General features: G+C 71.0%; 24 protein-coding genes and 1 riboswitch. Of the genes, 12 read left to right on the forward strand and 12 right to left on the reverse strand.

What is annotated here, in order from left to right:
- Window positions 1-4 precede the first annotated feature (4 nt).
- Window positions 5-1,321, reverse strand: a complete 1,317-nt coding sequence (aroA, locus tag ABD198_RS11170; RefSeq protein ID WP_343999929.1) for a 3-phosphoshikimate 1-carboxyvinyltransferase — start codon at window positions 1,319-1,321, stop codon at window positions 5-7.
- A 107-nt stretch (window positions 1,322-1,428) separates the two neighbouring features.
- The gene (locus ABD198_RS11175) at window positions 1,429-2,151 is read right to left on the reverse strand and encodes a M50 family metallopeptidase (RefSeq protein WP_343999931.1); all 723 of its coding nucleotides are present in this window, start codon (window positions 2,149-2,151) and stop codon (window positions 1,429-1,431) included.
- Between the two features lie 228 nt (window positions 2,152-2,379).
- On the opposite strand from ABD198_RS11175, the gene ABD198_RS11180 reads away from it, so the two are divergent.
- The 10 genes from ABD198_RS11180 to ABD198_RS11225 all read left to right on the forward strand — a co-directional run bounded on the left by ABD198_RS11180 (window position 2,380) and on the right by ABD198_RS11225 (window position 12,587).
- Entirely contained in the window at window positions 2,380-3,195 is an 816-nt protein-coding gene (locus ABD198_RS11180; protein WP_343999933.1) for an SOS response-associated peptidase, read from the forward strand.
- A 1-nt stretch (window position 3,196) separates the two neighbouring features.
- Complete coding sequence (locus tag ABD198_RS11185; protein ID WP_343999936.1) at window positions 3,197-3,847, forward strand: alpha/beta hydrolase family protein; 651 nt, start codon at window positions 3,197-3,199, stop codon at window positions 3,845-3,847.
- A gap of 302 nt (window positions 3,848-4,149) precedes the next feature.
- Window positions 4,150-4,836, forward strand: coding sequence for an RNA polymerase sigma factor SigR (gene sigR, locus ABD198_RS11190; RefSeq protein ID WP_343999938.1), 687 nt, complete (start codon window positions 4,150-4,152; stop codon window positions 4,834-4,836).
- The gene (rsrA, locus tag ABD198_RS11195; RefSeq protein ID WP_167997285.1) at window positions 4,833-5,144 is read left to right on the forward strand and encodes a mycothiol system anti-sigma-R factor; all 312 of its coding nucleotides are present in this window, start codon (window positions 4,833-4,835) and stop codon (window positions 5,142-5,144) included. Before sigR ends, rsrA begins: the two co-directional genes overlap by 4 nt.
- Before the next feature lie 143 nt (window positions 5,145-5,287).
- Window positions 5,288-6,640 carry an HD-GYP domain-containing protein gene (locus ABD198_RS11200; RefSeq protein ID WP_343999941.1) on the forward strand — a complete coding sequence of 451 codons (1,353 nt, stop codon included), beginning with the start codon at window positions 5,288-5,290 and terminating at the stop codon, window positions 6,638-6,640.
- Entirely contained in the window at window positions 6,637-7,881 is a 1,245-nt protein-coding gene (locus tag ABD198_RS11205) for an HD-GYP domain-containing protein (protein WP_343999943.1), read from the forward strand. Before ABD198_RS11200 ends, ABD198_RS11205 begins: the two co-directional genes overlap by 4 nt.
- 179 nt (window positions 7,882-8,060) lie before the next feature.
- Window positions 8,061-9,041, forward strand: a complete 981-nt coding sequence (locus ABD198_RS11210; RefSeq protein WP_167997287.1) for a tetratricopeptide repeat protein — start codon at window positions 8,061-8,063, stop codon at window positions 9,039-9,041.
- Between the two features lie 149 nt (window positions 9,042-9,190).
- Window positions 9,191-9,841 (forward strand): peptide deformylase, encoded by a 651-nt coding sequence (gene def, locus ABD198_RS11215; RefSeq protein WP_343999946.1) that lies wholly within the window; start codon window positions 9,191-9,193, stop codon window positions 9,839-9,841.
- A gap of 284 nt (window positions 9,842-10,125) precedes the next feature.
- A complete protein-coding gene (cyc1, locus tag ABD198_RS11220; RefSeq protein WP_344000036.1) occupies window positions 10,126-11,211 on the forward strand; it encodes an epi-isozizaene synthase in 1,086 nt (361 codons plus the stop codon).
- Window positions 11,208-12,587 (forward strand): bifunctional albaflavenone monooxygenase/terpene synthase, encoded by a 1,380-nt coding sequence (locus tag ABD198_RS11225; RefSeq protein ID WP_343999947.1) that lies wholly within the window; start codon window positions 11,208-11,210, stop codon window positions 12,585-12,587. Before cyc1 ends, ABD198_RS11225 begins: the two co-directional genes overlap by 4 nt.
- Window positions 12,588-12,635: 48 nt before the next feature.
- Here ABD198_RS11225 and ABD198_RS11230 read toward each other — a convergent pair whose 3' ends face one another.
- Window positions 12,636-13,598 (reverse strand): GlxA family transcriptional regulator, encoded by a 963-nt coding sequence (locus ABD198_RS11230; protein WP_343999950.1) that lies wholly within the window; start codon window positions 13,596-13,598, stop codon window positions 12,636-12,638.
- Window positions 13,599-13,706: 108 nt separating this feature from the next.
- On the opposite strand from ABD198_RS11230, the gene ABD198_RS11235 reads away from it, so the two are divergent.
- Window positions 13,707-13,940, forward strand: coding sequence for a hypothetical protein (locus tag ABD198_RS11235; protein WP_343999952.1), 234 nt, complete (start codon window positions 13,707-13,709; stop codon window positions 13,938-13,940).
- 61 nt (window positions 13,941-14,001) lie between these two features.
- Here ABD198_RS11235 and ABD198_RS11240 read toward each other — a convergent pair whose 3' ends face one another.
- The 7 genes from ABD198_RS11240 to nagB form a co-directional block, all read right to left on the reverse strand.
- Window positions 14,002-14,958, reverse strand: coding sequence for a ribonucleotide-diphosphate reductase subunit beta (locus ABD198_RS11240; protein WP_425580453.1), 957 nt, complete (start codon window positions 14,956-14,958; stop codon window positions 14,002-14,004).
- Window positions 14,959-15,020: 62 nt separating this feature from the next.
- Complete coding sequence (locus tag ABD198_RS11245) at window positions 15,021-17,393, reverse strand: ribonucleoside-diphosphate reductase subunit alpha (RefSeq protein ID WP_343999955.1); 2,373 nt, start codon at window positions 17,391-17,393, stop codon at window positions 15,021-15,023.
- 122 nt (window positions 17,394-17,515) lie between these two features.
- A riboswitch (cobalamin riboswitch) is annotated at window positions 17,516-17,653 on the reverse strand.
- Window positions 17,654-17,705: 52 nt separating this feature from the next.
- Window positions 17,706-18,209, reverse strand: a complete 504-nt coding sequence (locus ABD198_RS11250) for a GNAT family N-acetyltransferase (protein WP_343999956.1) — start codon at window positions 18,207-18,209, stop codon at window positions 17,706-17,708.
- 136 nt (window positions 18,210-18,345) lie between these two features.
- Entirely contained in the window at window positions 18,346-19,974 is a 1,629-nt protein-coding gene (gene mctP / locus ABD198_RS11255; RefSeq protein ID WP_343999957.1) for a monocarboxylate uptake permease MctP, read from the reverse strand.
- Window positions 19,971-20,237, reverse strand: coding sequence for a DUF3311 domain-containing protein (locus tag ABD198_RS11260; RefSeq protein ID WP_343999959.1), 267 nt, complete (start codon window positions 20,235-20,237; stop codon window positions 19,971-19,973). The genes mctP and ABD198_RS11260 overlap by 4 nt, the downstream gene beginning before the upstream one ends.
- A gap of 227 nt (window positions 20,238-20,464) precedes the next feature.
- Window positions 20,465-21,229 carry a GntR family transcriptional regulator gene (locus tag ABD198_RS11265; protein ID WP_343999960.1) on the reverse strand — a complete coding sequence of 255 codons (765 nt, stop codon included), beginning with the start codon at window positions 21,227-21,229 and terminating at the stop codon, window positions 20,465-20,467.
- A gap of 169 nt (window positions 21,230-21,398) precedes the next feature.
- On the reverse strand, window positions 21,399-22,184 hold the full coding sequence (nagB, locus tag ABD198_RS11270) for a glucosamine-6-phosphate deaminase (protein WP_343999962.1): 786 nt from the start codon (window positions 22,182-22,184) through the stop codon (window positions 21,399-21,401).
- A 701-nt stretch (window positions 22,185-22,885) separates the two neighbouring features.
- On the opposite strand from nagB, the gene ABD198_RS11275 reads away from it, so the two are divergent.
- Complete coding sequence (locus ABD198_RS11275) at window positions 22,886-24,352, forward strand: sensor histidine kinase (protein ID WP_344000037.1); 1,467 nt, start codon at window positions 22,886-22,888, stop codon at window positions 24,350-24,352.
- A gap of 171 nt (window positions 24,353-24,523) precedes the next feature.
- Here ABD198_RS11275 and ABD198_RS11280 read toward each other — a convergent pair whose 3' ends face one another.
- Together ABD198_RS11280 and ABD198_RS11285 are read right to left on the reverse strand one after the other, a co-directional pair.
- Entirely contained in the window at window positions 24,524-24,781 is a 258-nt protein-coding gene (locus tag ABD198_RS11280; protein WP_003992873.1) for a WhiB family transcriptional regulator, read from the reverse strand.
- A 318-nt stretch (window positions 24,782-25,099) separates the two neighbouring features.
- Entirely contained in the window at window positions 25,100-26,068 is a 969-nt protein-coding gene (locus tag ABD198_RS11285; protein WP_343999964.1) for a diacylglycerol/lipid kinase family protein, read from the reverse strand.
- Between the last annotated feature and the right edge of the window lie 26 nt (window positions 26,069-26,094).

Raw genomic sequence — 26,094 nt, forward strand, 5'->3', positions numbered from 1 at the left:
ACCCCTACACCCCGAGCATCCCGGTCCACAGCTCGGGGAAGTCCGGCAGGGTCTTCGCCGTGGTCGCCACGTTCTCGATCTGCACGCCCTCCACCGCGAGCCCGATGATCGCACCGGCGGTGGCCATGCGGTGGTCCTCGTAGGTGTGGAAGACCCCGCCGTGCAGCCGGCGCGGGCGGATGCGGAGGCCGTCGGCGGTCTCGGTGACATCGCCGCCGAGCTCGTTGATCTCCTTGGTGAGCGCGGCCAGCCGGTCCGTCTCGTGCAGCCGCAGATGGGCCACGCCCCGCAGGGTCGACGGCGAGTCCGCGAGCGCCGCCACCGCGGCGATGCCGGGCGTCAGCTCGCCCACCTCGCCGAGGTCCACGTCGATGCCGTGGATCTTCCCGGAGCCGGTGAACACCAGCCCCGCGTCGGTCAGTTCGCAGGAACCGCCCATCTCGGTGAAGATCTCCCGCAGCCGGTCACCCGGCTGGGTGGTGCGCTCCGGCCAGTCCGGGATCACGACCCGGCCGCCGGTCACCAGCGCCGCCGCCAGGAACGGCTGGGCGTTGGACAGGTCCGGCTCGATGGTCAGGTCCCGGCCGAGCAGCGCGCCCGGAGTGACCCGCCAGACGTTCGGCTCCCCGCCGGACTCGGGGGTGTCGACCTGGGCGCCCACGGCCCGGAGCATGTCGACGGTCATCCGGATGTGCGGCATCGACGGGAGTGTCGCGCCGGTGTGCCGGACCTCCACGCCCTGGTTGAAGCGCGGGGCGGACAGCAGCAGCGCGCTGACGAACTGGGAGGACGAGGAGGCGTCGACCTCGACGGTGCCGCCGTCCAGGGCGCCCCCGCCGCGCACGGTCATCGGCAGCGCGCCGCGCCCGTCGTCGTCGATCCGGGCCCCGAGCGCGCGCAGCGCGTCGATGACGCCGTTCAGGGGACGCTCGTGCGAACGGGGGTCGCCGTCGAAGCGGACGGGACCGTCGGCGAGCGTGGCGACGGGTGGCAGGAACCGCATCACGGTGCCCGCGTTGCCGACGTCGACGGTGGCCGGGCCGCGCAGACCCGTGGGCAGCACCCGCCAGGCCTCACCGGTGCCGTCGGGCCCCACGCCCTCCTCGATCTCCACACCCATGGCGCGCAGGCCGCCCGCCATCAGCAGCGTGTCGCGGGAGCGCAGGGGGCGGCGCAGCCAGCCCGGCTCGGAGGCCAGGGCGGCCAGCACCAGGGCGCGGTTGGTGACCGACTTGGACCCGGGCACGTGGACCGTCGCATCGACGGCTCCGCTCGCGTGCGGGGCGGGCCAGAGGGCGGTGTGTGCGGGGTTCGGGGCCATGGGGCCACTTTATAAGGAGGCCGCCGGGCCGGTGCGGCGCCATCGGGGCGGGGTGCGCCCGGGCGGCGGAGCGGCAGCGCGGCGTGGCGCGCCCCCGCACGGGCCGTTCACAGCCCCAGCAGCCAGCGCCCTCCGCCCAGCAGCGAGCACACGGACACCGCGTGGAACAGGAAGAACCACATCGCCGCCGGTACGTGCGTCAGCCGGGAGAGCTGGTCCGCGTCCGAGTCCCCGGCCCCGCCCCGGGCCCGCTTCGCCTGGAGCTCGAAGGCCGGACGCACCCCGCCGATCAGCAGGAACCACACCACCGCATAGGCGAACGCCGCCTGCACCTGCGGCCCGGTCAGCCAGGAGACCGCCAGGAACGTCCCGCCCGTGATCAGCACCGTCAGGGCCCCGTAGGCGTTGCGGATCATCACCAGCATCGCAAGGAGCAGGCCGGTCGCCACCCACAGCAGCAGGGTGATCCGCCCCGCGCCCAGCAGCGCCGCGCCGCCGAGGCCGAGCAGCGGGGGAGCGGTGTAGCCGGCCGCCGCGGTGAGGATCATGCCGATGCCGTAGGGCTTCCCCCGGCTGACGGTCAGGCCGCTGGTGTCCGAGTGCAGGCGTATCCCCGTGAGCGTGCGTCCGGTGAGCAGCGCCACCAGGCCGTGCCCGCCCTCGTGGGCGATGGTGATGGCGTTGCGGGACAGCCGCCACGTCGGATGCCAGGCGACCACGGCGAGGGCGGCGGCCAGTGTGGCGGCCACCACCCACTGATCGGGCTCCGGCTGGGTGCCGGAGACCTCGTCCCACAGCGAGGCGAGCGAGGCGGATGCGGTGCTGACCATGCGTTCCATGTGATCCCGGTGGCTCCCTGCGTGCGGGCGGAGTCTGGCAGTGTGGCACGTCTGTGCGGACGGTACCTGAGACGCCTGTGCGCCAGGGCCCGTTCCCGGCGGAGAACCGGCAGGTCACGGCGCCGGGGGCGACCCGGGGCTCGCTCCAGGGGCCGGTCCGTCGTCGGTGCCTCCTCGTAAGGTGAGGGGGATTGTGAAGACGGTGGGAGGGCGTCGGACATGTGCGGACGGTATGCGGCGAGCCGCAGGCCGGAGGATCTCGCGGGCATCTTCGAGATAGAGAAGTGGGAGCCGCAGGAGTCCCTGGAGCCCGACTACAACGTGGCCCCCACCAAGGAGGTCTACGCGGTCCTGGACCGTCCGCTGAAGGACGACCCCGACCCGCGGCCGGTGCGGCAGCTGCGCAGGCTCAAGTGGGGGCTCGTCCCGTCCTGGGCGAAGACGCCCGAGGGCGGCGCACGCATGATCAACGCCCGCGCCGAGACGGTCCACGAGAAGCCGTCCTACCGCCGCGCCTTCGCCGCCCGCCGCTGCATCCTGCCCGCCGACGGCTACTACGAGTGGGTCACCGGCACCCAGGAGCGCGAACTGGAGGTGGAGGGCAAGCGGAAGAGGCCCCGCAAGCAGCCGTACTTCGTGACCCCCGCCGACGGCTCGGTGTTCGCGATGGCCGGGCTGTACGAGTTCTGGCGGGACCGCACCCTGCCCGACGACCACCCGCAGGCCTGGTGGGTGACCTGCTCCGTGATCACCACCGAGGCGGAGCGGACCCCGCTCGCCGTGGCCCCGGCCGAGGGGCCGCGGTCGCTCGCCGACATCCACCCGCGGATGCCGCTGATGCTCACCCCGGACCGCTGGGACGCCTGGCTCGACCCGTCCCGCACCGACCCCGGCGACCTGCGCGAGCTGCTCGCCCCGCCGCCCCCGGGACTGATGCGCGCCTACCCGGTCAGCACGGCGGTCAGCAACGTCCGCAACAACGGACCGGAGCTGCTGAAGGAGCTGGCGGCCCCCGAGGAGGGCACACTCTTCTGATGTGACCACCGCTTCCGATGTGACGACCGAGACCATCGACACCGATGCCGGGCCCGCCCGCATCACCTGGCACGCCACCCGGTCCCGGCCCCGCCTGGTCCTCGCCGTGAGCCACGGCGCCGGCGGCGGCATCGAGGCCCGGGACCTGAGGGCGATCGCCGGGGTGCTGCCCGCGCACGGCGTCACCGTGGCCCTGGTCGAGCAGCCCTGGCGGGTGGCCGGCAAGAAGGTCGCCCCCGCCCCGAAGACCCTGGACGCCGGCTGGCGCGGCGTCTGGCCCGCGCTCACCGCACCCGGCCTGCCGGTGATCTCCGGCGGGCGCAGCGCCGGCGCCCGCGTCGCCTGCCGCACCGCCCGCGAGCTCGGCGCCCGTGCCGTACTGGCGCTGAGCTTCCCGCTGCACCCGCCGGGCAAGCCGGAGAAGTCCCGCGCCGAGGAGCTGCTCGGCGCCGGGGTGCCCACCCTCGTCGTGCAGGGCGGCAACGACCCGTTCGGCCGCCCCGGTGAGTTCCCCGAGGGTCCCTACGAGCTGGTGGAGATCCCCCACGGCGACCACGGCTTCGCGGTGCCCAGGCGGGCCGGCGTCACCGAGCAGGAGACGATGGCGCGGCTGACGGGCGCGGTCGTGCGGTGGACCGGCTCGCTGAAGTGAGGGCAGGGCGATCCCCTCGCCCGCCGGGTATGCCCGCCCGCCGCCGACCGCTGGGGAATGCCCGGCCGGCCCCCGCTGTTGCAGGGGACGTACGTGCCGGCCGATGGCACCGCCGTCACAGCAAGGGAGTCTGCAGCATGGGTTCTGTCCACTGCCCGAGCCGCACCAGCCGCGCCGACCTGGACTGGACGGTGCTGCACGCGGCGAAGACCGCTCCTGTTCGGGCGGCGGGCGGACCGGATCGTCGTCTATCCTCCGATTCGGGTGGGGCCGGTCTCGGTCCCGCGACAACCTTGGAGGAGGTGGGTCCGGTTCCCGGTACCGACGCAGGGACCGATCACGGCCAGGCGGAGCAGCCCGAGAGCCAGGGCGGCACGGGCGCGGAGTCGACCGCCGAGCGCAACATGCGCTTCGAACGGGACGCGCTCGAGTTCCTCGACCAGATGTACTCGGCCGCACTGCGCATGACACGCAACCCGGCCGACGCGGAGGACCTGGTGCAGGAGACCTTCGCCAAGGCGTACGGGTCGTTCCACCAGTTCCGCGAGGGCACCAACCTCAAGGCGTGGCTGTACCGGATCCTCACCAACACCTTCATCAACTCCTACCGCAAGAAGCAGCGCGAGCCCCAGCGCAGCGCCGCGGAGGACATCGAGGACTGGCAGCTCGCCCGCGCCGAGTCGCACATGTCGACCGGACTGCGCTCGGCCGAGTCGCAGGCGCTGGACCACCTGCCCGACTCGGACGTGAAGGCAGCCCTCCAGGCGATCCCCGAGGAGTTCCGCATCGCCGTCTATCTGGCGGATGTCGAGGGCTTTGCGTACAAGGAGATCGCCGACATCATGGGGACACCCATCGGTACGGTGATGTCCCGGCTGCACCGTGGCCGTCGCCAGCTGCGCGGCATGCTCGAGGACTACGCCCGCGATCGCGGACTGGTCCCGGCCGGCGCCGGAGAGTCGAACGAAGCGAAAGGCTCGGGGTCATGAGCTGCGGAGAGCCGCACGAGACGGATTGCAGCGAAATCCTCGATCATCTCTACGAGTTCCTCGACCGTGAGATGCCCGATGACGACTGTGCGAAGTTCGAGCACCACTTCGAGGAATGCTCGCCGTGCCTGGAGAAATACGGCCTGGAGCAGGCCGTGAAGAAGCTCGTCAAGCGGTGCTGCGGACATGACGATGTGCCGGGCGACCTGCGTTCGAAGGTCATGAGCCGCATCGAGCTGATCCGCTCCGGCGAGACGGTGCCCGACCACGACGTCGCCGCCTCACCGGCCACACCTCAGGAGTCCTGACCACCGAGGAACCCCGCACCCCTCACCTCACTCGTACGTGCTAATCCCCGGCTTATCGGCCCGCACGGATCCCGGCGCGCCCTAGGCTCCGGAGGCTGACGGGCGGCAGGCCGAGGGCGGCCCGCACGGTCGGGGAGGGGCTCATGGAGGCGTTACCGGCACGAGCCCGCATCTGTGTGACGGGCGCAGCCCTGGCCGCGCTGCTCTGCCTGCTGCCGCTGCCGGCACCGGACGATCCCGCCTGGTGGTGGCAGGCCGCCGCACTGCTCGCCCTGCTCTACGCCGCCGGCGAGTGGCTCGTCCGCTCCTCCCGCCCCGGAGCGGCGAACCCCTCCGGCACCCTCTACCCCGTGCTGCTCGCCGGGGCCTTCCTGCTGCCGCCGCACGCCGCCGCGCTGGTCGCCCTGCCCGCGGCGCTGCTGGCCCCCGTGGAGCAACCCCCGCTGCTGCCGCGGCGGATCTGGCGGACCGCCCAGCTGGTGCTCGCCGTGCGGGCCGCCGCCGAGACGCACACGGCGGCCGGCGGGCGGGAGGCGGTCGCCGGCTGCGAGGTGCCCGCGGCACTCGCCGCCGCCGGCGCCGCCGTGGTCGCCTTCAGCCTGGTGCTGACCCTCCTGGACTGCCTCGTCCTCGCATGCACCTCGGGCAGCCCGCTGCACCGCGTGGGACGCACCGCCGCCTGGTGGCGGCTGCTGCCGAGATCCCTGGCGCCGCTCACCGTGCACGGGCTCGCCGGACTGATGATGGCGCTGCTGTGGCGCAGCCCCTACGGCCCGGTGGCCGCGCTGCTGGTGCTGCTGCCGATGGGGGTCTCCTGGTGGGCTTTCGCCCAGTACCACCGGGAGCGCGCCGCCCACCAGGCGACCATCCGGGCCCTGGTGCAGGCCGTCGACATCAAGGACGGCTACACCCGCGGGCACAGCGAACGCGTCGGGCAGGCCGCCATGATGATCGCCCGCGAACTGGGCATGGACGACGAGCGGGTCGAGGTGCTGCGCTTCGCGGGCATCCTGCACGACGTCGGCAAGCTCGGCGTGCCCACCCGGCTGCTCACCAAGGACGGGCCGCTCACCCCCGAGGAACGGCGGATCATCGAACTGCACCCCGAGTACGGGCACGAGATGGTGCGGGGCATCGCCTTCCTCGGCGAGGCCCGAGCGGCGGTGCTCCACCACCACGAACGCCTGGACGGCACCGGCTACCCGTACGGCCTCGCGGGCAGTCAGATCCCGGAGTCGGCACGGGTGGTGGCCGTCGCCGACGCCTTCGACGCCATGACCTCCACCCGCTCCTACAGCCGGGCCCGCCCCGTGCCCGTGGCGCTGAAGGAGCTCCAGCGGTGCGCGGGGGCGCACTTCGACCCGCGGATGGTGGCCGCCCTGGTCCGGGTGATCGGGCGGGTCGGCTGGCATCCCTCGGTCACCGCCGACCAGTCCCCGGCCCGCGTGCCCCCGCCCGCCGCACCGGCCGCCGACCGGTCCGGGGCCCGGCGGTGACCCCCCGCCCGCCCCTGCACACCGCCGTGCACGGCGCCGCCGCCGTCGTGGCCGGCGGCTGCCTGGGCACCACCCTGTGGCACGGCCTCGAGAGCCGCGGCGCCGCCCTCGCCTTCGGCGTCCTGGTCGCCGTCGGCGAGCTCACCCGCCGCGGCCGCACCCCCGTCCGGCAGGCCGCGCCGCTCGCCGCCGCGGGCTCCCTGGCCTACGGGCTGCTCGGCGAGATCGGCGGGCGGCCCACCACGCACGGCGCCGCCCAGGTCGTCACCGTGGTCCTCGCCGCCTCCCTGCTCGGCAGCGTGCCGCACGTCGGGCGCGGGCACGGGCCCACCCTGGACCATCTGGCGCGCCGCGTGCTCACCGTCGGCTTCGTCGCCGTCTGCTTCCAGCCCCCGCGCAACCGGGGCACGTTCGACGACTGGGGCGGCCCCGCCTACGCGCTGCTGCTGCTCCTGCTGCTGTCGCTGACCATGCTGTGCGACGCCGTGCTCGCCGCCGCCCTGGCCCACTCCCGGCACCGCTGGCCCTTCGGGCCGGTGCTGCGCGACGAGCTGCGCGCGGTGCCCGGCATCGGCGCCGCGGTCATCGCGACCGGGGCGGTGATGGCGCTCGCGGTCGCCGTGGTCGGCCTGTGGGCGCTGCCCGTCTTCTCGGTGCCGCTGCTGCTCGCCCAGCTGGCGCACCGGCGGGTGGCCGCCGTGCGCGCCACCTACCGGCAGACCATCGCCTCCCTCGCCCGGGCCACCGAGATCGCCGGATACACCCCGGCCGGACACGCTCGCCGGGTCGCCGCGCTCAGCCAGGCGGTCGGCCGCGACCTCGGGCTGACCGAGCCCGAGCTGACCGTGCTGGAGTACGCGGCCCTGATGCATGACATCGGCCAGCTCAGTCTCGTCGACCCGGTCCCGGCCGGCGCCACCGCCGGCCTGCCGCGGACGGAGCAGCGGCGGATCGCCCTGCTCGGCGGCGCCGTCGTCCGGCAGACCGGGGTGGACCCGCGGGTCGCCCGGATCGTCGAGCAGCAGGCCGACCCCCACCGGGACCAGTTGCCGGCCGCGCGGATCGTGCGCGCGGTCAACGCGTACGAGGAGAAGTCCCGGGAAGGCGGCCCCGGCGGGCCCCTCACCGCGCTGGAGGAACTGCGGCTCGGTACCGCCGGGGAGTACGCGCCGGAGGTGGTCGAGTCGCTGGCCCGTGTGCTGTCGAGGAACCCGGAGGTGATACGTGAGCAGAGGGGCTGAGCGTGGCGAGAGCCACGCACGAGGCAGGGGAAGAACTGTCTGACCCTCCTCGGGGCTGGGTAACCCATGGGTAATGAGCGCCCTTGCGGCCGTACGTGGTTGGATGCGAACAAGAGGGTGTCCGGGGGGCGCGAGCAAGGATCAGCCGGCCCACCGCATGGAACTGGCAGGCGGGAATCGTGAGGATCTTCGGCAAGGGACGGCACCGGCCCTCCGCCTCCTGGCGGGAGGCGACGGACCGGGCGTTCACGCTCATCGGCGACGGGCGCTACGAGGACGCGGGCGCGCTGCTGACACGTGCTGCCGATCTGGAGCCCTGGCTGTCGGAGTCCTGGTTCAACCTGGCGCTGCTGCACAAGTTCCGGCACGACTGGGAGCAGGCGCGGGCCGCCGGCCTGCGGGCGGTGGCGCTGCTGGACCGGGACACCGGAGCCCCCGACTGGTGGAACGTCGGCATCGCCGCGACCGCCTTGCAGGACTGGCCGCTGGCCCGCCGCGCCTGGCAGGCCTACGGGCTGAAGGTGCCCGGCGCGGCCACCGACTCCGGTGAGCCGCTGGGCATGGACCTGGGCAGCGCGGCCGTACGGCTCTCCCCGGAGGGGGAGGCCGAGGTGGTGTGGGGGCGGCGGCTCGACCCGGCCCGGATCGAGGTGCTGTCCATTCCGCTGCCGTCCTCGGGGCGGCGCTGGGGCGAGGTCGTCCTGCACGACGGCGTGCCGCACGGCGAGCGCAGCACGGCCGCCGGGCACACCTACCCGGTGTTCGACGAGATCGAGCTGTGGGCGCCGTCGCCGGTGCCGACCTGGGTGGTGCTGCTGGAGGCGGCCAGCGAGGCGGACCGGGACGCGCTGGAGCAGCTGGCCGCGGACGCCGGGTTCGCGGCGGAGGACTGGTCGTCGTCGGTGCGGCTGCTGTGCCGGATGTGCTCGGAGTCGCGGATGCCGTCCGACGAGGGCGAGGGCGAGCACCTCGACCCGCACGACCACAGCGAGCCGGGCCATCCCGGACCGCTGGGGCACCGGACCGACGGGCAGCTGTGGGTGCCGGAGCGCGAGTGCGGGGTGGCGGCGCCGGCCGCGCTGGTCAGGGGGCTGCTGGACGGCTGGGTGGCCGACAGCCCGGACACCAGGGACTGGCGGGACCTCGAGGAGGTCTGCTAGCCGGCTCCGGTGCAGGTCCGCCGCGTGCTTTCCGGCACCGGAGGCCCTCCCGCGCACCGGATGCCCTCCCGCGCCCCGCGAGGGGCGCTTGCACGTACCCTGTATCAGCAGTTAACCCCCCTTTTGCTTGCAGGAAGGCTTACGTCGGCATGGCTCAGCAGGACACCGATCAGCAGCGCGCGGGCGTGCTCCCCGTGGACGACGAGGGGTACGTCATCGACACGGAGGACTGCGAGGAGCGTGAGGCCGCCTACCGCGAGCGGGGCACCTCCCGTCCGATCACGGTCGTGGGCAACCCGGTGCTGCACAAGGAGTGCCGGGACGTCACCGAGTTCGACGACGAGCTGCGCAAGCTGGTGGACGACATGTTCGCCAGCCAGCGCACCGCCGAGGGTGTGGGCCTGGCCGCCAACCAGATCGGCGTCGACCTGAAGGTGTTCGTCTACGACTGCCCGGACGACGAGGGCGTGCGCCACGTCGGTGTCGTCTGCAACCCCAAGCTCGTCGAACTGCCCGCCGAGAAGCGCCGGCTGGACGACAGCAACGAGGGCTGCCTGTCCGTGCCGACCGCGTACGCGCCGCTGGCCCGGCCGGACTACGCCGAGGTGACCGGGCAGGACGAGTGGGGCAACCCGATCAAGGTGCGCGGCACCGGGTACTTCGCGCGCTGTTTGCAGCACGAGACCGATCACCTCTACGGCTACCTGTACATCGACCGGCTGTCGAAGCGGGAGCGCAAGGAGGCGCTGCGGCAGATGGCCGAGAACGAGCCGCGCTACCCCGTCGTGGCCAACGACTGATCTTCTCGAACCCGACCCCGGACGGCGTCCCGCCGGCGGCCCCCGCCGCCGGCGGGACGCCGTCCGTATGTTCGTCACACGTTCGATCCCCTGCGGTCCTCTCCTGATACAGAATCAGACACACATGGGGAGAATCTCGGCATCCGGGGGTAGTGAAAGAAGCAAATCCATTCCCAGAGCGGTCGGTTGTGGTGCTGAATGGATGTGCGGGGATGCGTGACACCGGCGCACGCCCGGCACGGGGGACGGGCGCGTGTCAACTGGCCGCTGAGAGGGGATTGTTCGTGCATGCTTTGTCACACGGCACCACATCCGCACCGATCACCATCGCAGTTCCACCGTCGTTGTCTCTCCCGTTGATCGAGAGGGCGTTTCCGCGGCAACTCCATCCGTATTGGCCGACGCTCCAGAAGCGGACCCGGGCGTGGCTGCTCGAAAAGCGGCTCATGTCGGCGGACAAGGTGGCGGAATATGCCGACGGACTGTGCTACACCGACCTCATGGCCGGCTACTACATCGGAGCCGCCGACGAGGTCCTGCAGGCCATAGCCGACTACAGCGCGTGGTTCTTCGTCTGGGACGACCGGCACGACCGCGACATCGTGCACGGCCGGCCCGCCGCCTGGCGGCGGCTGAAGGACCAGCTGCACACCGCCCTCGACAGCCCCGAGGATCACCTGAGTCACAGCGATCCACTGGTCGCGGGCTTCTCGGACAGTGTGCGGCGGCTCTACTCCTTCCTGTCCGGCAGCTGGAACCTCCGGTTCGCCGGGCACTTCCATGAGGTGATCGAGGCCTACGACCGCGAGTTCCACAACCGCACCAACGGAGTGGTCCCCGGGGTCGAGGAGTATCTGCAACTGCGCCGGCTCACCTTCGCGCACTGGATCTGGACCGATCTGCTGGAGCCCAGTGCGGGATGCGAACTCCCGGCGGAAGTACGGGAGAATCCGGCGTTTCACCGGGCGGCACTGCTCAGCCAGGAATTCGCCGCCTGGTACAACGACCTCTGCTCGCTCCCGAAGGAGATCGCGGGCAATGAGGTGCACAATCTCGGAATCAGTCTCATCACGCACGAGGGGCTGAGTCTGGAAGAGGCGATCGCCGAAATGCGGCGGCGCATCGAGAAATGCATCTCCGAATTCATCGCCGCGGAAAGCGACGCGTTACGGTTCGCTGACTCCCTCGACGACGGGACGGTGGGAGGAAAGGAACTGAGCGGCGCCGTGCAGTCCTGCCTCGGCAATATGCGCAATTGGTTCAGCTCCGTCTACTGGTTCCACCACGAGTCCGGCCGGTACATGGTCGACAGCTGGGACGACCGGTCCACGCCCCCGTACGTCAACAACGAAGCGGCAGGTGAGAAATGACCGTCGAGTCGGTGCGGCCCGAAGCAACCGAGACAGGCTCAGCGACCGGACTGCGGCAGCCGCCGGTGGCCGGGGGCGCGGTCCCCGTCCTCGGCCACGGCTGGAAGCTGGTCCGCGACCCGCTGGCCTTCCTGGCCCAGCTGCGCGACCACGGCGACGTCGTCCGCCTCAAGCTGGGCCCCAAGACGGTGTACGCCGTCACCACTCCCGCCCTGACCGGCGCGGTGGCCCTCAGTCCCGACTACATCATCGCCGGCCCGCTGTGGGAGTCCCTGGAGAGCCTGCTGGGCAAGGAGGGCGTGGCCACCGCCAACGGGCCGCTGCACCGCCGCCAGCGGCGCACCATCCAGCCCGCCTTCCGGCTCGACGCGATACCCGCCTACGGCCCGATCATGGCGGAGGAGGCGTACGCGCTGGTGGAGCGCTGGCGCTCCGGCCAGGTCCTGGACGTCACCGCGGAGTCCTTCCGGGTGGCGGTGCGGGTCGCCGCCCGCTGCCTGATGCGCGGCAGCTACATGGACGCCCGCGCCGAGCGCATCTGCGCCTCGCTCGCCACTTTGTTCAGCGGCATGTACCAGCGCATGGTGGTGCCGCTCGGCCCGCTTTATAAGGTGCCGCTTCCGGCCAACCGGGAATTCAACCGGGCACTGGCCGATCTGCACCTCCTGGTGGACGAGATCGTCGCCGACCGCCGGGCAAGCGGTCAAAAGCCGGACGATTTGCTGACGGCTTTGCTCGAGGCGAAGGACGAGAATGGCGAGCCCATCGGGGAACAGGAGATCCACGACCAGGTCATCGCGATACTCACACCCGGCAGTGAAACCGTCGGATCTGTGATCATGTCGCTACTCTTGGTTCTCACCGAACGTCCGGAGATCGGGGACAAGATCCGCGACGAGGTGAAAGCCGTCGTCGGTGACCGGCAGATCGCATTCGAGGACGTACGGAAGCTGGCGTACACCGCGAATGTCGTGACCGAGACCCTGCGCCTGTATCCGGCCGTCTGGATATTGACCCGGCGGGCGGTGGCCGACACGGAACTCGGCGGATACCGCATTCCCAAGGGGGCCGACCTCATCTACAGCCCGTACGCCATCCAGCGCGACCACCGGTCGTACCGGCGGCACGAGGAGTTCGACCCCGACCGCTGGCTCCCCGGGCGGTCCAAGGAGGTGCCCAAGTACGCGATGAGCCCGTTCAGCGTGGGCAACCGCAAGTGCCCCAGCGACCACTTCTCGATGGCCGAGCTGACGCTCATCACCGCGGCGATCGCCTCCCACTACCGGTTCGAGCACGCACCCGGCTCGGACACCCGGCCCCGCATCGGCATCACACTGCGGCCCAGGCGGCTGATGCTGCGGGCGCTGCCCCGCTGACCGGCCGACACCGGCGCGGCCCGCGTTGCTGACCGGCACGGCGCACGTTCAGGCGGCCTGAGTGCCCCTGAACGTGCGCCGGTAGGCCTGCGGGGTGGTCCCCACCGCGCGCACGAAGTGGTGGCGCAGCGCCGCGGCGTTGCCGAAGCCGGTGCGGCCCGCGATCGCGTCCACCGTCTCGTCGGTCTGCTCAAGCAGCTGCTGGGCGAGCAGCACCCGCTGGCGCAGGATCCAGCGGTAGGGCGTGGTGCCGGTCTCCTGCTGGAAGCGGCGGGCGAAGGTGCGCGGCGACATGTGGGCGCGGGCGGCGAGCTGCTCGACGGTGACCTCCTGGTCGAGATTGCGCTCCATCCACACCAGCACCTCGGCCACCGTGTCGCCGGAGTGCTGCGGCAGCGGGCGCTCGATGTACTGGGCCTGGCCGCCGTCGCGGTGCGGGGGCACCACCATGCGCCGGGCGATCTTGTTGGCCACCTCCGGGCCCTCCTCCTTGCGGACCAGGTGCAGGCAGGCGTCGATCCCGGCGGCGGTGCCCGCTGAGGTGATCACCGGGTCCTCGTCGACGTAGAGCACGTCCGGCTCCACCGTCAGATGCGGATACTGCCTGCTCAGCGTCTCGGCGTGGCGCCAGTGCACGGTGCAGCGGCGGCCGTCCAGCAGCCCGGCCGCGGCGAGCACGAAGACCCCGGAGCAGACGCTGAGCACCCGCGCGCCCCGGTCCACCGCCCGGCGCAGGGCCTTGAGCAGCTCCGGCGGGAACGTGCGGCTCTCGAAGCCGGACCCGGCCGGCACGGCGACCAGATCGGCCTCCTCCAGCCGCTCCAGACCGTGTTCCACCTGGAGGGTGAGGCCCGAGTTGCAGCGCAGCACGGGGCCCTCCGCCGAGGCCACGGCGAAGTCGTACACCGGCAGTCCCTCGTCGCTGCGGTCGATGCCGAAGACCTCGCAGACGACACCGAGTTCGAAGGGGTTCACGCCGTTCAGGAGGACGGCGGCCACATTGCGGAGCATGCTCCCAGTGTGCCTCGTCATTGGCAGGAAATCGAGGGTGTGCGGCAGTCCTGCCACTGTTTGTAAGGAGCGTCTGACGCGACAGTGGTGTCCATGGATACGGCACACATGGAAGCACTGATCGGAATGCTCGTCGTTCTCGCCCTGTTCGCCCTGATGGTCCTCCCCGCCGCGATCGGCATCGCGCACGAGCGGAGGATCGACCGTCAGCTCCGGCAGGCCGGGACCGCCAGGGACACGGCACGGGTCACGCCCCGGGCCCTCGCCGGCCACACGCCGGCCTCCGCCGGCCCCACGTCGCGCCGTGACGCCACCTCGCAGCACACCGCGCGAGCGGCGTGAGACGAGGTGGCACCCGGACGGACACCGGCCGAAGAGCCTTCCCGGAGACCGGGGAGGTCTCCTAGAAGTCCTCGTCCAGGTCGACCGTGCCCTCCACGGCGACCTGGTACGCGGACGGGCGCCGCTCGAAGAAGTTCGTCAGCTCCTGCACCCCCTGCAGCTCCATGAACGAGAACGGGTTCTCCGAGCCGTAGACGGGGGCGAAGCCCAGCCGGGTCAGCCGCTGGTCGGCGACGCACTCCAGGTACTGCCGCATCGACTCGGTGTTCATCCCCGGCAGCCCGTCGCCGCACAGGTCACGGGCGAACTGCAGCTCCGCCTCGACCGCCTCGCGCAGCATGTCGGTCACCTGCCGGCCCAGCTCCTCGTCGAAGAGCTCCGGCTCCTCCTTGCGCACGGTGTCGACCACGTCGAAGGCGAAGGACATGTGCATCGTCTCGTCGCGGAACACCCAGTTGGTGCCGGTCGCCAGCCCGTGCAGCAGGCCCCGGCTGCGGAACCAGTACACGTAGGCGAAGGCCCCGTAGAAGAACAGGCCCTCGATGCACGCCGCGAAGCAGATCAGGTTGAGCAGGAACCGGCGGCGGTCCTCCCTCGTGCGCAGCCGGTCGATCTCCTCCACCGAGTCCATCCACTTGAAGCAGAACCCGGCCTTCTCCCGGATCGACGGGATGTTCTCCACGGCCGCGAAGGCGGCGGCCCGGTCGTCCGGGTCGGGCAGATAGGTGTCCAGCAGCGTCAGATAGAACTGGACGTGGACGGCCTCCTCGAACAGCTGACGGCTCAGATACAGCCGCGCCTCGGGCGAGTTGATGTGTTTGTACAGCGTCAGCACCAGGTTGTTCGCCACGATCGAGTCGCCGGTGGCGAAGAACGCCACCAGCCTGCCGATCAGATGCTGCTCGGCCGGGCTGAGCTTGGCGAGGTCGGCCACGTCGGAGTGGAGGTCGACCTCCTCCACGGTCCAGGTGTTCTTGATGGCGTCCCGGTATCGCTCGTAGAAGTCGGGGTACCGCATCGGCCGCAGCGTCAGCTCGAAGCCGGGGTCGAGCAGGTTCTGGGGACGGGTGGTGCTGGTGGTCACTGGCATGCCTCGCAGGACTCGGGGTTCTCCAGGGAGCAGGCGACCGCCTCGGGATCGGCGGTGGGCTGCGCGGGGACGGTGGGCTGCTGCGCGCGGGCCGCGCGCGCGATCCGGGTCGCCGGGCGCGAACGCAGGTAGTACGTCGTCTTCAGGCCCGATTTCCAGGCGTACGCGTACATCGAGGAGAGCTTGCCGATGGTCGGCGTCTCCATGAACAGGTTCAGGGACTGGGACTGGTCCAGGAACGGGGTGCGGGCGGCGGCCATGTCGATCAGACCGCGCTGCGGGATCTCCCAGGCCGTGCGGTACAGCCGCCGCACGTCCTCGGGGATCCACTCGAAGCCCTGCACCGAGCCGTTCGCCTCGCGCAGCGCCTCCCGGGTGCGCGCGTCCCACACCCCGAGCCGCTTCAGATCCTCGACCAGGTAGGAGTTGACCTGCAGGAACTCACCGGAGAGCGTCTCGCGCTTGAACAGGTTGGACACCTGCGGCTCGATGCACTCGTAGACGCCCGCGATGGAGGCGATGGTGGCGGTCGGCGCGATCGCCAGCAGCAGCGAGTTGCGCAGGCCGGTGGAGGCGATCCGCTCCCGCAGCGCCGCCCAGCGTTCCGGCCAGGCGAACTCGACGTCGTAGTGGTCGGGATGCAGCACACCCCGGGCCGTGCGGGTCTTCCCCCAGGCGGGCAGCGGCCCGTTGCGCTCGGCCAGGCCGGCGGAGGCCTCGTAGGCGGCGAGCATGATCCGCTCGGCGATCTTCGTGGACAGCGCCTTCGCCTCGGGGGAGTCGAAGGGCAGGCGCAGCTTGAAGAAGACGTCCTGCAGCCCCATCGCGCCGAGGCCCACCGGCCGCCACTTGGCGTTGGAGCGCGCCGCCTGCTCGGTCGGGTAGAAGTTGATGTCGACGACCCGGTCGAGGAAGGTCACGGCCGTGCGCACGGTCTCGTCCAGCCGCTGCCAGTCGATGTCCCCGGCCGCCGGGTCGGCGAACGCGCCGAGATTGACCGACCCCAGGTTGCACACCGCCGTCTCGCCGTCGCCGGTGACCTCCAGGATCTCCGTGCAGAGGTTGGAGGAGTGGATCACCTGGCCGGGCTCGGCGGTCTGGTTGGCGGTGCGGTTGGCGGCGTCCTTGAAGGTCATCCAGCCGTTGCCGGTCTGCGCCAGGGTGCGCATCATCCGCCCGTACAGCTCACGCGCGGGCAGGGTCTTCCTCGCCAGGCCCGCCGCCTCCGCCCTGCGGTAGGCCGCGTCGAACTCCTCGCCCCACAGGTCGACCAGCTCGGGCACGTCCGAGGGCGAGAACAGCGACCACTGCTCGTCGGCGCTGACCCGCCGCATGAACTCGTCCGGCACCCAGTGCGCCAGGTTCAGATTGTGCGTGCGCCGGGCGTCCTCACCCGTGTTGTCGCGCAGTTCCAGGAACTCCTCGATGTCCGAGTGCCAGGTCTCCAGGTACACCGCCGCCGCGCCCTTGCGCCGGCCGCCCTGGTTCACCGCGGCCACCGAGGCGTCCAGCGTCTTCAGGAACGGCACGATGCCGTTGGAGTGCCCGTTGGTGCCCCGGATCAGCGAACCCCGGGAGCGGATGCGGGAGTACGACAGCCCGATGCCGCCGGCGTGCTTCGAGAGGCGGGCCACCTGGTGGTAGCGGTCGTAGATGGAGTCCAGCTCGTCCTTGGGGGAGTCCAGCAGATAGCAGGAGGACATCTGCGGGTGACGGGTGCCGGAGTTGAACAGCGTGGGGGAGGAGGGCAGATAGTCCAGCCGGCTCATCAGCCGGTACAGCGCCGCGACCTCCTCCAGCGCGCGGACGGTGTCGTCCTCGGCGAGACCGGCGGCCACCCGCAGCAGGAAGTGCTGGGGCGTCTCGATCACCTTGCGGGTGATCGGGTGCCGCAGCAGATAGCGGCTGTGCAGGGTGCGCAGGCCGAAGTAGCCGAAGCGGTCGTCGGCGCCGGTGTCGATCAGCGCGTCCAGGCGCTCGGCGTGCCGCCGGACGAACGCGGCGGTCCGGTCCGCGATGAGGCCCTCGCGGTGACCGGTCGCGACGGAGGTGGTGAACGAAGTGACGCCCTGGGAGGCGGCCTCGGCGCGGATGCCGATGGTCAGCAGCCGGGCGGCGAGCCGGGAGTAGGCGGGGTCCTCGGAGATCAGCCCCGCCGCCGCCTCGGTGGCCAGCTCCCGCAGCTCAGCCTCGTCGGCGCGGGCGGACCGGCCGCGCAGCGCGGCGGCGGCCACCCGGCCGGGGTCGGCGTCGGGCAGGTCGGCGGTCAGCTCGGTCAGGGTCCGCAGCAGCGCGGCACCGGGGCCGTCGCCCGCCTCGGTCACGTCGATCGCTGAAGCCGGATCGGCTGGCGCGATGGTCACGTGGGGTCTCCCTCGCTCGGCACAGGGGCCTCGTCGAGGGCAGGAGGCAGCTCACGAGCGCACACGGCGCCGCGTCCACCGGCCCATTCCGCGAGGCCCGGACGTCAGGGCACCCGACCGGACGGCCGGGCGCACTGTCGGCAGGTCCTCGGACTTGGCCCGTGGCACGCACACGAGAGGCGGGCAGGCACGAGTACACCGTTGCGGGACAGTTCCGGATTCGCACCGGATTCCCCTGCGGCGACAGCGAGCATGAGCATACATCTTGTGCCGGGTGGTGCGAGCACCCCCATATGTTGTGCCGCGATGCTGTCAGAGCGTCAGTTCATAGGTGAGCAGCGTGAGGTCGTCCAGGTGCGGGACCGGATTCCAGTCCCGCTCGGGGGTGCGGACGAACCCGAGCCGTTCGTAGATGCGGTGCGCCGCATGCATCGACGCCTGCGTGGACAGCACCATCCGCTCGCACCCGAGCGCCCGCGCCCGCTCCACACAGGCACGCACCAGGGCCTCCCCGGCGCCCCGCCCCCGGCCGGCCCGGTCCACCGCGAGCATCCGTATCTCGGCCTCGCCCGGCCCGGCGATGTCCGCCATCGGCCCTCCGTCCGGCACGAACGTCACCCCGCCCAGCAGCCGCCCCCGCTCCTCGGCGACCAGCACCTCGGCTGCCGCCGCCCGCTTGGCCACGTCCCGCAGCTCGCCCAGGTAGGCGTCGCTCTCCCCGAAGTCCAGCAGCCCGTCGTCGAGATAGGCCCGGGCGGTGATCTCCCCCAGCTCCTCGTACTCCTCGGCCTGCACCGGCCTGATGACGATGTCCATGGAGCGAGTCTGCCGCACGGGTACGACAACGGGCCGCCGGATCTCTCCGGCGGCCCGTGCCCGGCCCACGACGGCGCGGGAACCGCGCTCAGCGCATCAGTGCGTCAGCGCGTCAGCGCATCGGAGCGTCAGCGCGTCAGTGCTCGGCGGCCGCGGTGGCCGGCGGCAGCTCCACCTGGACACCGGGGTCGCCCGCGTCCGCCGTGTAGTCCGACGGCTGGGTCTCGTCGTTGCCCTCGGGCGCCTTGACCGCCTTGAACACGAAGGTCAGGACCACAGTCACCAGGACGTTGATCACAAAGGCGGTGAGACCGATGTACCCGATCTCGCCGATGCCCGGGATCTCGTCCGCGGAACCGCCGAAGTGCTTCTGCGTCGGCGAGGACACCCCGTACGCGGCGGCCGTGCCGTAGATCATGCCGACCGCCCAGCCGGCCAGCAGCGCCCACCGGTGGAACCAGCGGGTGAACAGGCCGCCCACCAGCGCCGGGAAGGTCTGCAGGATCCAGATGCCGCCGAGCAGCTGGAAGTTGATCGCCACCGTCTTGTCCATGGTCAGGACGAAGACCAGCGCACCCACCTTCACCAGCAGCGAGACCAGCTTGGACACCCGCGTCTCGTCCTTGGGTGTGGCGTCGGGCTTGATGAAGTCCTTGTAGATGTTGCGGGTGAACAGGTTCGCCGCCGCGATCGACATGATCGCCGCCGGCACCAGCGCGCCGATGCCGATCGCCGCGAAGGCCACACCCGCGAACCAGTCCGGGAACATGTTCTCGAACAGCTGCGGGATCGCCAGCTGGCCGTTCTGCACCTTCACCCCGGCCGCGATCGCCATGAAGCCGAGCAGCGCCAGCAGGCCCAGCATCAGGGAGTACAGCGGCAGGATCGTGGTGTTGCGGCGGATCACCTCACGGCTGCGCGAGGACAGCGTCGCCGTGATCGAGTGCGGGTACATGAACAGCGCCAGCGCCGAACCGAACGCCAGCGTCGCGTACGTCCACTGGCCCGCGTCGCCCGGCACCAGCGCACCGCGCGGCTGGCCGGTGGCCGGGTTGGTCTCGCCGAACGCCTTGCTCGCGCTGGCGAAGATGTCGTCGAACCCGCCCAGCTTGATCGGGATGTAGATGATCGCCACCGCGATCACCAGGTAGATCAGCGTGTCCTTGACGAACGCGATCAGCGCGGGCGCCCGCAGACCGGACGAGTAGGTGTACGCGGCCAGTACACCGAAGGCGATCAGCAGCGGCAGGTCCTTGATGAACCAGTTGGTGCTCTCCCCGCCGCCGACGCCCATCACGTCGAGCACGGCCTGGATGCCGACCAGCTGCAGCGCGATGTACGGCATCGTCGCCAGGATGCCGGTGATCGCCACCGCCAGCGACAGCCCCTTCGAGCCGAAGCGGCCGCGCACGAAGTCGGAGGTGGTCACATAGCCGTGCTTGTGCGACACCGACCACAGGCGGGGCAGGAAGGTGAAGATCAGCGGATACACCAGGATCGTGTACGGCACCGCGAAGAAGCCCGCCGCGCCTGCCGCGTAGATCGCCGCCGGGACGGCCACGAAGGTGTACGCGGTGTACAGGTCACCGCCCAGCAGGAACCAGGTCACCCAGGTGCCGAACGACCGTCCGCCCAGGCCCCATTCGTCCAGGGTGTGCTCGTTCGCCGCCTTGCGCCAGCGCGCGGCCAGGAAGCCCATGACCGTGACCAGCACGAAGAAGAAGATGAAGACGGCGAGCGCTACGACGTTGACGTCCTCGTTCACTGCTCCGCACCGCCCTTCGAGGCCTTGCGGGCACGCTGGTCACGCTGCCAGAGCTTGTAGGCGACCATCGTCAGCGTGGTCGAGATCAGCACCCACAGCATCTGGTACCAGTAGAAGAACGGGATGCCGATCAGCACCGGGTCGGTCTTGGCGTACGAGCCGACCCACAGCATGGCGACGAACGGTGCGACGAGGCAGAGACCGATGACGACGCGCACGGGCGTCACCACTGGTTCCCTGCCGGTATCTGGGGCTTGCGACATCTGCGGCTCCTGTCCCCTCACGGATCACCGGCTGGCAATGCGCAGGAAATCTAGGTCAGGCGCACCAGGTCAGGAACCCCGTGTCCGCTCAGCGGTATGCGAGCGCCGCTCAACCGCAAAACAACAGCAACGAAATCTCTGTCAACCGTCCGATTTGCCGGGAATGGGTGGCTCGCCGAGGGTCGCGGACGGCCCCGCCGAGAGCGCGCGGGACCGCAGCGGACCGCTCACTCCTGAGGGCGCCTGAGCCGGGCGACGAACTTGTACCGGTCGCCCCGGTACACCGAGCGCACCCACTCCACCGGCTTGCCGTCACGGTCCAGCGAGTGCCTGGAGAGCATCAGCATCGGCAGGCCCACATCGGTGCCCAGCAGGCCGGCCTCGCGCGGGGTGGCCAGCGAGGTCTCGATGGTCTCCTCGGCCTCCGCCAGATGCACGTCGTAGACCTCGGCGAGGGCCGTGTAGAGCGAGGAGTACTTCGCCAGGCTGCGGCGCAGCGCCGGGAAGCGCTTGGCGCTCAGATGGGTGATCTCGATGGCCATGGGCTCGCCGTTGGCCATCCGGAGCCGCTCGATGCGCAGCACCCGGCCGCCGGGCGCGATGTCCAGCAGCTCGGCCAGCCGGTCGTCGGCCGTGATGTACCCCAGATCGAGCAGCTGCGAGGTCGGCTCGAGTCCCTGGGCGCGCATGTCCTCCGTGTACGAGGTCAGCTGCAGCGCCTGCGACACCTTGGGCTTGGCGACGAACGTGCCCTTGCCCTGGATGCGCTCCAGGCGCCCCTCGACCACCAGCTCCTGCAGCGCCTGGCGCACGGTGGTGCGCGAGGTGTCGAACTCCGCGGCCAGCGTCCGCTCCGGCGGCACCGGAGTGCCGGGCGGCGCGGTCTCGGTCATGTCCAGCAGGTGCTTTTTCAGCCGGTAGTACTTGGGCACGCGCGCCGTACGGACCGTGGTCCCGTTCTCGTTCTCCGCACTGCTGACGTCGGTGCTCATGCTCTGCCTTCCCGGCTCCGAGTCCCGAAGCGACCGACATCCCCATCGGCCACGGAGCACATCGTGGCACGGCTCGCGGCGGGGCGGTGCCCCGCACGCTCCGTGATCTCCTCTGTATACCGCCGGGACGGGGGCTGGTCTAGTCCATGACGGGGTCGTGAGACGGTGATCAGAGCCCCTGCCACCGCGGCTTGTTCGCGTAGGTGTGACGGAAGTAGTCGGCCAGCTTCAGCTTGGAGGCGGCGGCCTCGTCGACCACCACGGTGGCGTGCGGGTGCAGCTGCAGCGCCGAGGCCGGGCACACCGCGGCGACCGGGCCCTCCACCGTGGCCGCGATCGCGTCCGCCTTGCCCTCGCCGGTGGCGAGCAGCACCAGGTGGCGGGCCTCCAGGATGGTGCCGATGCCCTGGGTGATGACGTGGTGCGGCACCTGCTCGATGTCGCCGTCGAAGAAGCGCGCGTTGTCGATCCGCGTCTGCTCGGTCAGCGTCTTGATCCGGGTGCGCGAGGCGAGCGAGGAGCACGGCTCGTTGAAGCCGATGTGCCCGTCCGTGCCGATCCCGAGCAGCTGCAGGTCCACGCCGCCCGCCTCGGCCAGCGCCCTGTCGTACGCCTCGCAGGCGCCCTGTACGTCCTCGGCGGTCCCGTCGGGGCCCATGAACGACTCCATCGGGATGCCGAGCGGCTCCAGCACCTCGCGCCGCAGCACCGAGCGGTACGACTCGGGGTGGTCGGCGGGCAGCTCCACGTACTCGTCGAGCTGCGCCACCCGGGCCCGGGAGGCGTCGACCGCGCCGGCGCGCACCTTCGCGGCCAGCGCCTCGTAGACGGGCAGCGGCGTCGAGCCGGTGGCCACACCGAGCAGGGCGTCGGGCTTGCGCCGCAGGAGCTGAGCGATGGCCTCGGCGATGAGTTCGCCGCCGGCCGGGGCGTCCGGAACGATGACAACTTCCACGCTGGGCCTGCCGATCTGGAAGGAGGGCTCGGGCCGGGTGCGACGCCGGTGCGGGCGCCCGTCCCGGATGTGGTTTAGACCAATCTAACAGAGGAGCGGGTCCCGTCCCATGGCCCTTCGCCGCCTCTTTCGTCTCCTCACTCCAGTCGCTCCGGCCTTCCAGTGGCGCGCGGACGGCTCGCGTTTCGCCGGGGTCCTCACTCCTCGTGCCCCCGCGGACGCCGGCGCCATCACATTCGGAAAACTGCGCGGCCGAGCGGCTCCGCAGGGGAACTCCTTCGGGCTAGGCTGCGTTCTGAACGTGACGCCGGCCCGGCGACCGGGCAGAAGGCGGCGAACGGGACGGGAGCGCTCGTCGCGAGCATGGACATGGCTAGTGGTCTAGTCCACAATGCCAGACAGGAACACACAGACCTGCCTTCCCCCGCACAGGAAGGCGGACCGAGGGTCCGGGGCTCTCTGCCCTGACTGCACCGGATCCTCACGCTCGGCCGACCGGGACCGCACACCCCACGGCCGATCATGCTCCGGGCTGCGGTGCCGGGAGGGTTGAGGGTCCCTCTCAGGCGCCGCGGCCCGCGGGTGTCTCAGGGCGCACACCGCCCGTGCTCCAGGGCGCACACCATCCGTGTCCCGGGGCGCACACCGCGGGTGTTTCAGCGCTGCACAATCGCGCGGGTACGCTCGCTGACGTGCCCTCCATGAACGAACTCGTACGCCAGCACACCGCCCTCGACGACACCGATCTCGAGTGGCTCCACCTGCTGGTCTCGGAGTGGCAGCTGCTCTCCGATCTCTCCTTCGCCGACCTGGTGCTGTGGGTGCCCACCCGCGACGGCACCCGCTATGTCTCCGTCGCCCAGATGCGGCCCAACACCGGCCCCACCTCCTACCAGGACGACATGGTGGGCCACCTCGTCCCGCGCGGCCGCCGGCCCATGCTGGACGCGGCGCTCGACGAGGGCCGGATCGTGCGCGAGGGGGACCCCGAGTGGCGCGAGGAGGTGCCCGTCCGCGTCGAGTCGATCCCGGTGCGGCGCGAGGGGCGGGTCCTCGGCGTGATCGCCCGCAACACCAATCTGCTGACCGTGCGCACCCCCAGCCGGCTGGAGCTCACCTACCTCCAGAGCGCCTCCGACCTCGCCCAGATGATCGCGGCCGGGGCCTTCCCGTTCGCGAACCAGCAGCTGGACATGGACGCCTCGCCCCGCGTCGGCGACGGGCTGATCCGGCTCGACGCCGACGGCATCGTCCAGTACGCCTCCCCGAACGCCCTGTCCGCCTACCATCGCCTGGGGCTCGCCGCCGACCTGGTCGGCCATCACCTCGGCCGCACCACCGCCGAACTGGCCCCGTCCCGCGGCCCGGTGGACGAGGCGCTGGCCAAGGTCGCCAGCGGCTGGGCGCCCCGCGAGTTCGAGATCGAGGCGCACGACGGGGTCATCCAGTTCCGCGCCATCCCGCTCAAACCGAAGGGCACGCGCATCGGTTCGCTGGTGCTGCTCCGGGACGTCACCGAACTCCGCCGCCGTGAACGGGAGTTGATCACCAAGGACGCCACCATCCGGGAGATCCACCACCGGGTGAAGAACAACCTCCAGACGGTGGCCGCACTGCTGCGCCTGCAGGCCCGCCGGATCGGTTCCGACCGCGGCCGGGAGGCGCTGGAGGAGGCGGTGCGCCGGGTCGGCTCGATCGCGATCGTGCACGAGACGCTCTCCCAGAACCTCGACGAGCGCGTCGAGTTCGACGACATCGCCGACCGGGTGCTCGCGATGGTCGCCGAGATCTCGCCGGGCAAGGTGACCGGCCGGCGCTCGGGCCGCTTCGGCATCCTGGACGCGGAGGTGGCCACCCCGCTGTCGATGGTGCTCACCGAGATCCTGCAGAACGCCCTGGAGCACGGGTTCCGCGAGGGCGACACCGGCACGGTCGAGGTCTCCGCGGTGCGCGGCGGCACCAGCAGGGACGCCCGGCTGCTGGTCACCGTCCAGGACGACGGGGTCGGTCTGCCCGAGGACTTCGACCCGAAGACCGCCGGCAATCTGGGGCTGCAGATCGTCCGGACCCTGGTGGAGGGTGAGCTGGGCGGCACCTTCGACATGGTCCCGGCGCCGGAGCGGGGGACCAGGGTGATCCTGGACATCCCGGTGCAGGTCGACAAGTAGGCGACCGGAGACAGACGGCGAGGCAGACGGCGCAGACGGCAAAGAGCCCCGGACCGGTGAACGGTCCGGGGCTGATGCGCATTAGGGAACTGCGCGCTGCGGCTCGGGGGCGGGAGATGCGTACGCGGTGCACGCGCCGCCAAGCTCAGGCTGTCAGCAGGGGTGGGTGTGTCAGGCGGAGGCCTGACGGGCCCGGTTGCGGGCGGCGCGGCGCTTCATCGCACGGCGCTCGTCCTCGCTGAGACCACCCCAGACGCCGGAGTCCTGGCCGGACTCGAGCGCCCACTGCAGGCACTGCTCGATCACCGGGCAGCGGCGGCAGACGGCCTTGGCTTCCTCGATCTGCAGCAGCGCAGGACCGGTGTTGCCGATGGGGAAGAAGAGCTCGGGGTCTTCCTCGCGGCAAACGGCGTTGTGACGCCAGTCCATGGCTGCTACCTCTCCTTGGTATTACTGCGGGTTGCTTGTGAATGTGAACGCTTTCACGAATCCCTCAACAAGGGAAGGGCCGACCGCCAGGTTCCCTGGCGTGGTCCTTGGGTTCGTAGAGGGGTTCCGGTGATCTGTGGAGGCCGGTGTTGCGGGCCGTCCCGATCGCCATGTAGAGACTCGCAAACCTCGACCCCGGATACAACCCCTTCCGGGAAGTTTTTTTGGATTCTTCGGTGTCGACTAGGTCACAGCCGTACTTCCATGGGGTGGACCCTGGCCTAAACGTTCGAGTGAAAGGACTTTGGCCCGTTCTGCTCACACAATCACACGCAGTGCACGGCGTACGCCTGTGAACGTCACGCTGGTACGCAGCCCCAGGTGGTCACCGTCCATCTGAAGGGGCAGTGGCACCTTCGAATGCAAGGTGAACTGGGTGAGATCGTGCCGGGAGACGGCGTGCCGGCCCTTGGGGCCGCGCTCGGGGGACGAAGCGAGCAACTGCGTGCCATACCGGGCAACCGCGCCGGCGGACAGACGCTTCAGCCCGAAGATGTCCAGGCCGGTGTCGAAGGAGGCCTTGGGGCAGGCGTAGATCGGGCGGTTGCCCAGGAACGTCCACGGCGAGGTGTTCGAGACTATGGAGAGCACCAGGTCCTCGACCGGCTCCTCGCCCGGCACCTCCAGGCTGATCACCCCGTGCCGCCGGTGCGGCTCACCGAACAGTGCCCGCACGACCTGCCGCATATAGAGCGAGTGCGTCGACTTCTTGCCGCGCTCGCGGTGCTGCTCGACCCGGCCGACCACGCCCGCGTCGAAGCCGAGCCCCGCGTTGAAGGTGAACCAGCGGGCCGGGACCGACTCGTCCTCCGTGCCCGGCGTGCCCGAGGTGAGCCCCAGGCCCACTGTGCGCTGACGCGCCTCACGCAGCGCGTCCAGCAGCACACCGGTGGCCTCCACCGGCTGGTTCGGCAGGCCGAGGGCACGGGCGAAGACATTGGTGGAGCCGCCGGGGACCACCGCGAGGCCCGGCAGATGCTCCGGGTCGGGGCCGGCGTGCAGCAGACCGTTGACCACCTCGTTCACGGTGCCGTCGCCGCCGAGGGCCACCACCAGGTCTATGTCGTCGCTCTGCGCGGCCTGCCGGCCGAGATCGCGCGCGTGCCCGCGGTACTCGGTGGTGACCGCGTCCAGTTTCATCTCACTGGCGAGTGCGTGGATCAGCACGTCGCGCGTGCGCGCACTGGTAGTCGTTGCCGCCGGATTGACCACGAGAAGTGCACGCATGCGTTGCAGGGTACCTACTGGGCGGT

Origin of the sequence: Streptomyces thermocarboxydovorans (assembly GCF_039524635.1) — a bacterium.
Taxonomy (GTDB): domain Bacteria; phylum Actinomycetota; class Actinomycetes; order Streptomycetales; family Streptomycetaceae; genus Streptomyces; species Streptomyces thermocarboxydovorans.

What these genes read in the sequence shown, in the direction of transcription:
- aroA (WP_343999929.1), bottom strand. Translation starts at nt 1,321, where the DNA reads ATGGCCCCGAACCCCGCACACACCGCCCTCTGGCCCGCCCCGCACGCG.
- ABD198_RS11175 (WP_343999931.1), bottom strand. Translation starts at nt 2,151, where the DNA reads ATGGTCAGCACCGCATCCGCCTCGCTCGCCTCGCTGTGGGACGAGGTC.
- ABD198_RS11180 (WP_343999933.1), top strand. Translation starts at nt 2,380, where the DNA reads ATGTGCGGACGGTATGCGGCGAGCCGCAGGCCGGAGGATCTCGCGGGC.
- rsrA (WP_167997285.1), top strand. Translation starts at nt 4,833, where the DNA reads ATGAGCTGCGGAGAGCCGCACGAGACGGATTGCAGCGAAATCCTCGAT.
- ABD198_RS11200 (WP_343999941.1), top strand. Translation starts at nt 5,288, where the DNA reads ATGGAGGCGTTACCGGCACGAGCCCGCATCTGTGTGACGGGCGCAGCC.
- def (WP_343999946.1), top strand. Translation starts at nt 9,191, where the DNA reads ATGGCTCAGCAGGACACCGATCAGCAGCGCGCGGGCGTGCTCCCCGTG.
- ABD198_RS11225 (WP_343999947.1), top strand. Translation starts at nt 11,208, where the DNA reads ATGACCGTCGAGTCGGTGCGGCCCGAAGCAACCGAGACAGGCTCAGCG.
- ABD198_RS11230 (WP_343999950.1), bottom strand. Translation starts at nt 13,598, where the DNA reads ATGCTCCGCAATGTGGCCGCCGTCCTCCTGAACGGCGTGAACCCCTTC.
- ABD198_RS11235 (WP_343999952.1), top strand. Translation starts at nt 13,707, where the DNA reads ATGGAAGCACTGATCGGAATGCTCGTCGTTCTCGCCCTGTTCGCCCTG.
- ABD198_RS11240 (WP_425580453.1), bottom strand. Translation starts at nt 14,958, where the DNA reads ATGCGGTACCCCGACTTCTACGAGCGATACCGGGACGCCATCAAGAAC.
- ABD198_RS11250 (WP_343999956.1), bottom strand. Translation starts at nt 18,209, where the DNA reads ATGGACATCGTCATCAGGCCGGTGCAGGCCGAGGAGTACGAGGAGCTG.
- ABD198_RS11260 (WP_343999959.1), bottom strand. Translation starts at nt 20,237, where the DNA reads ATGTCGCAAGCCCCAGATACCGGCAGGGAACCAGTGGTGACGCCCGTG.
- ABD198_RS11265 (WP_343999960.1), bottom strand. Translation starts at nt 21,229, where the DNA reads ATGAGCACCGACGTCAGCAGTGCGGAGAACGAGAACGGGACCACGGTC.
- ABD198_RS11275 (WP_344000037.1), top strand. Translation starts at nt 22,886, where the DNA reads ATGAACGAACTCGTACGCCAGCACACCGCCCTCGACGACACCGATCTC.
- ABD198_RS11280 (WP_003992873.1), bottom strand. Translation starts at nt 24,781, where the DNA reads ATGGACTGGCGTCACAACGCCGTTTGCCGCGAGGAAGACCCCGAGCTC.
- ABD198_RS11285 (WP_343999964.1), bottom strand. Translation starts at nt 26,068, where the DNA reads ATGCGTGCACTTCTCGTGGTCAATCCGGCGGCAACGACTACCAGTGCG.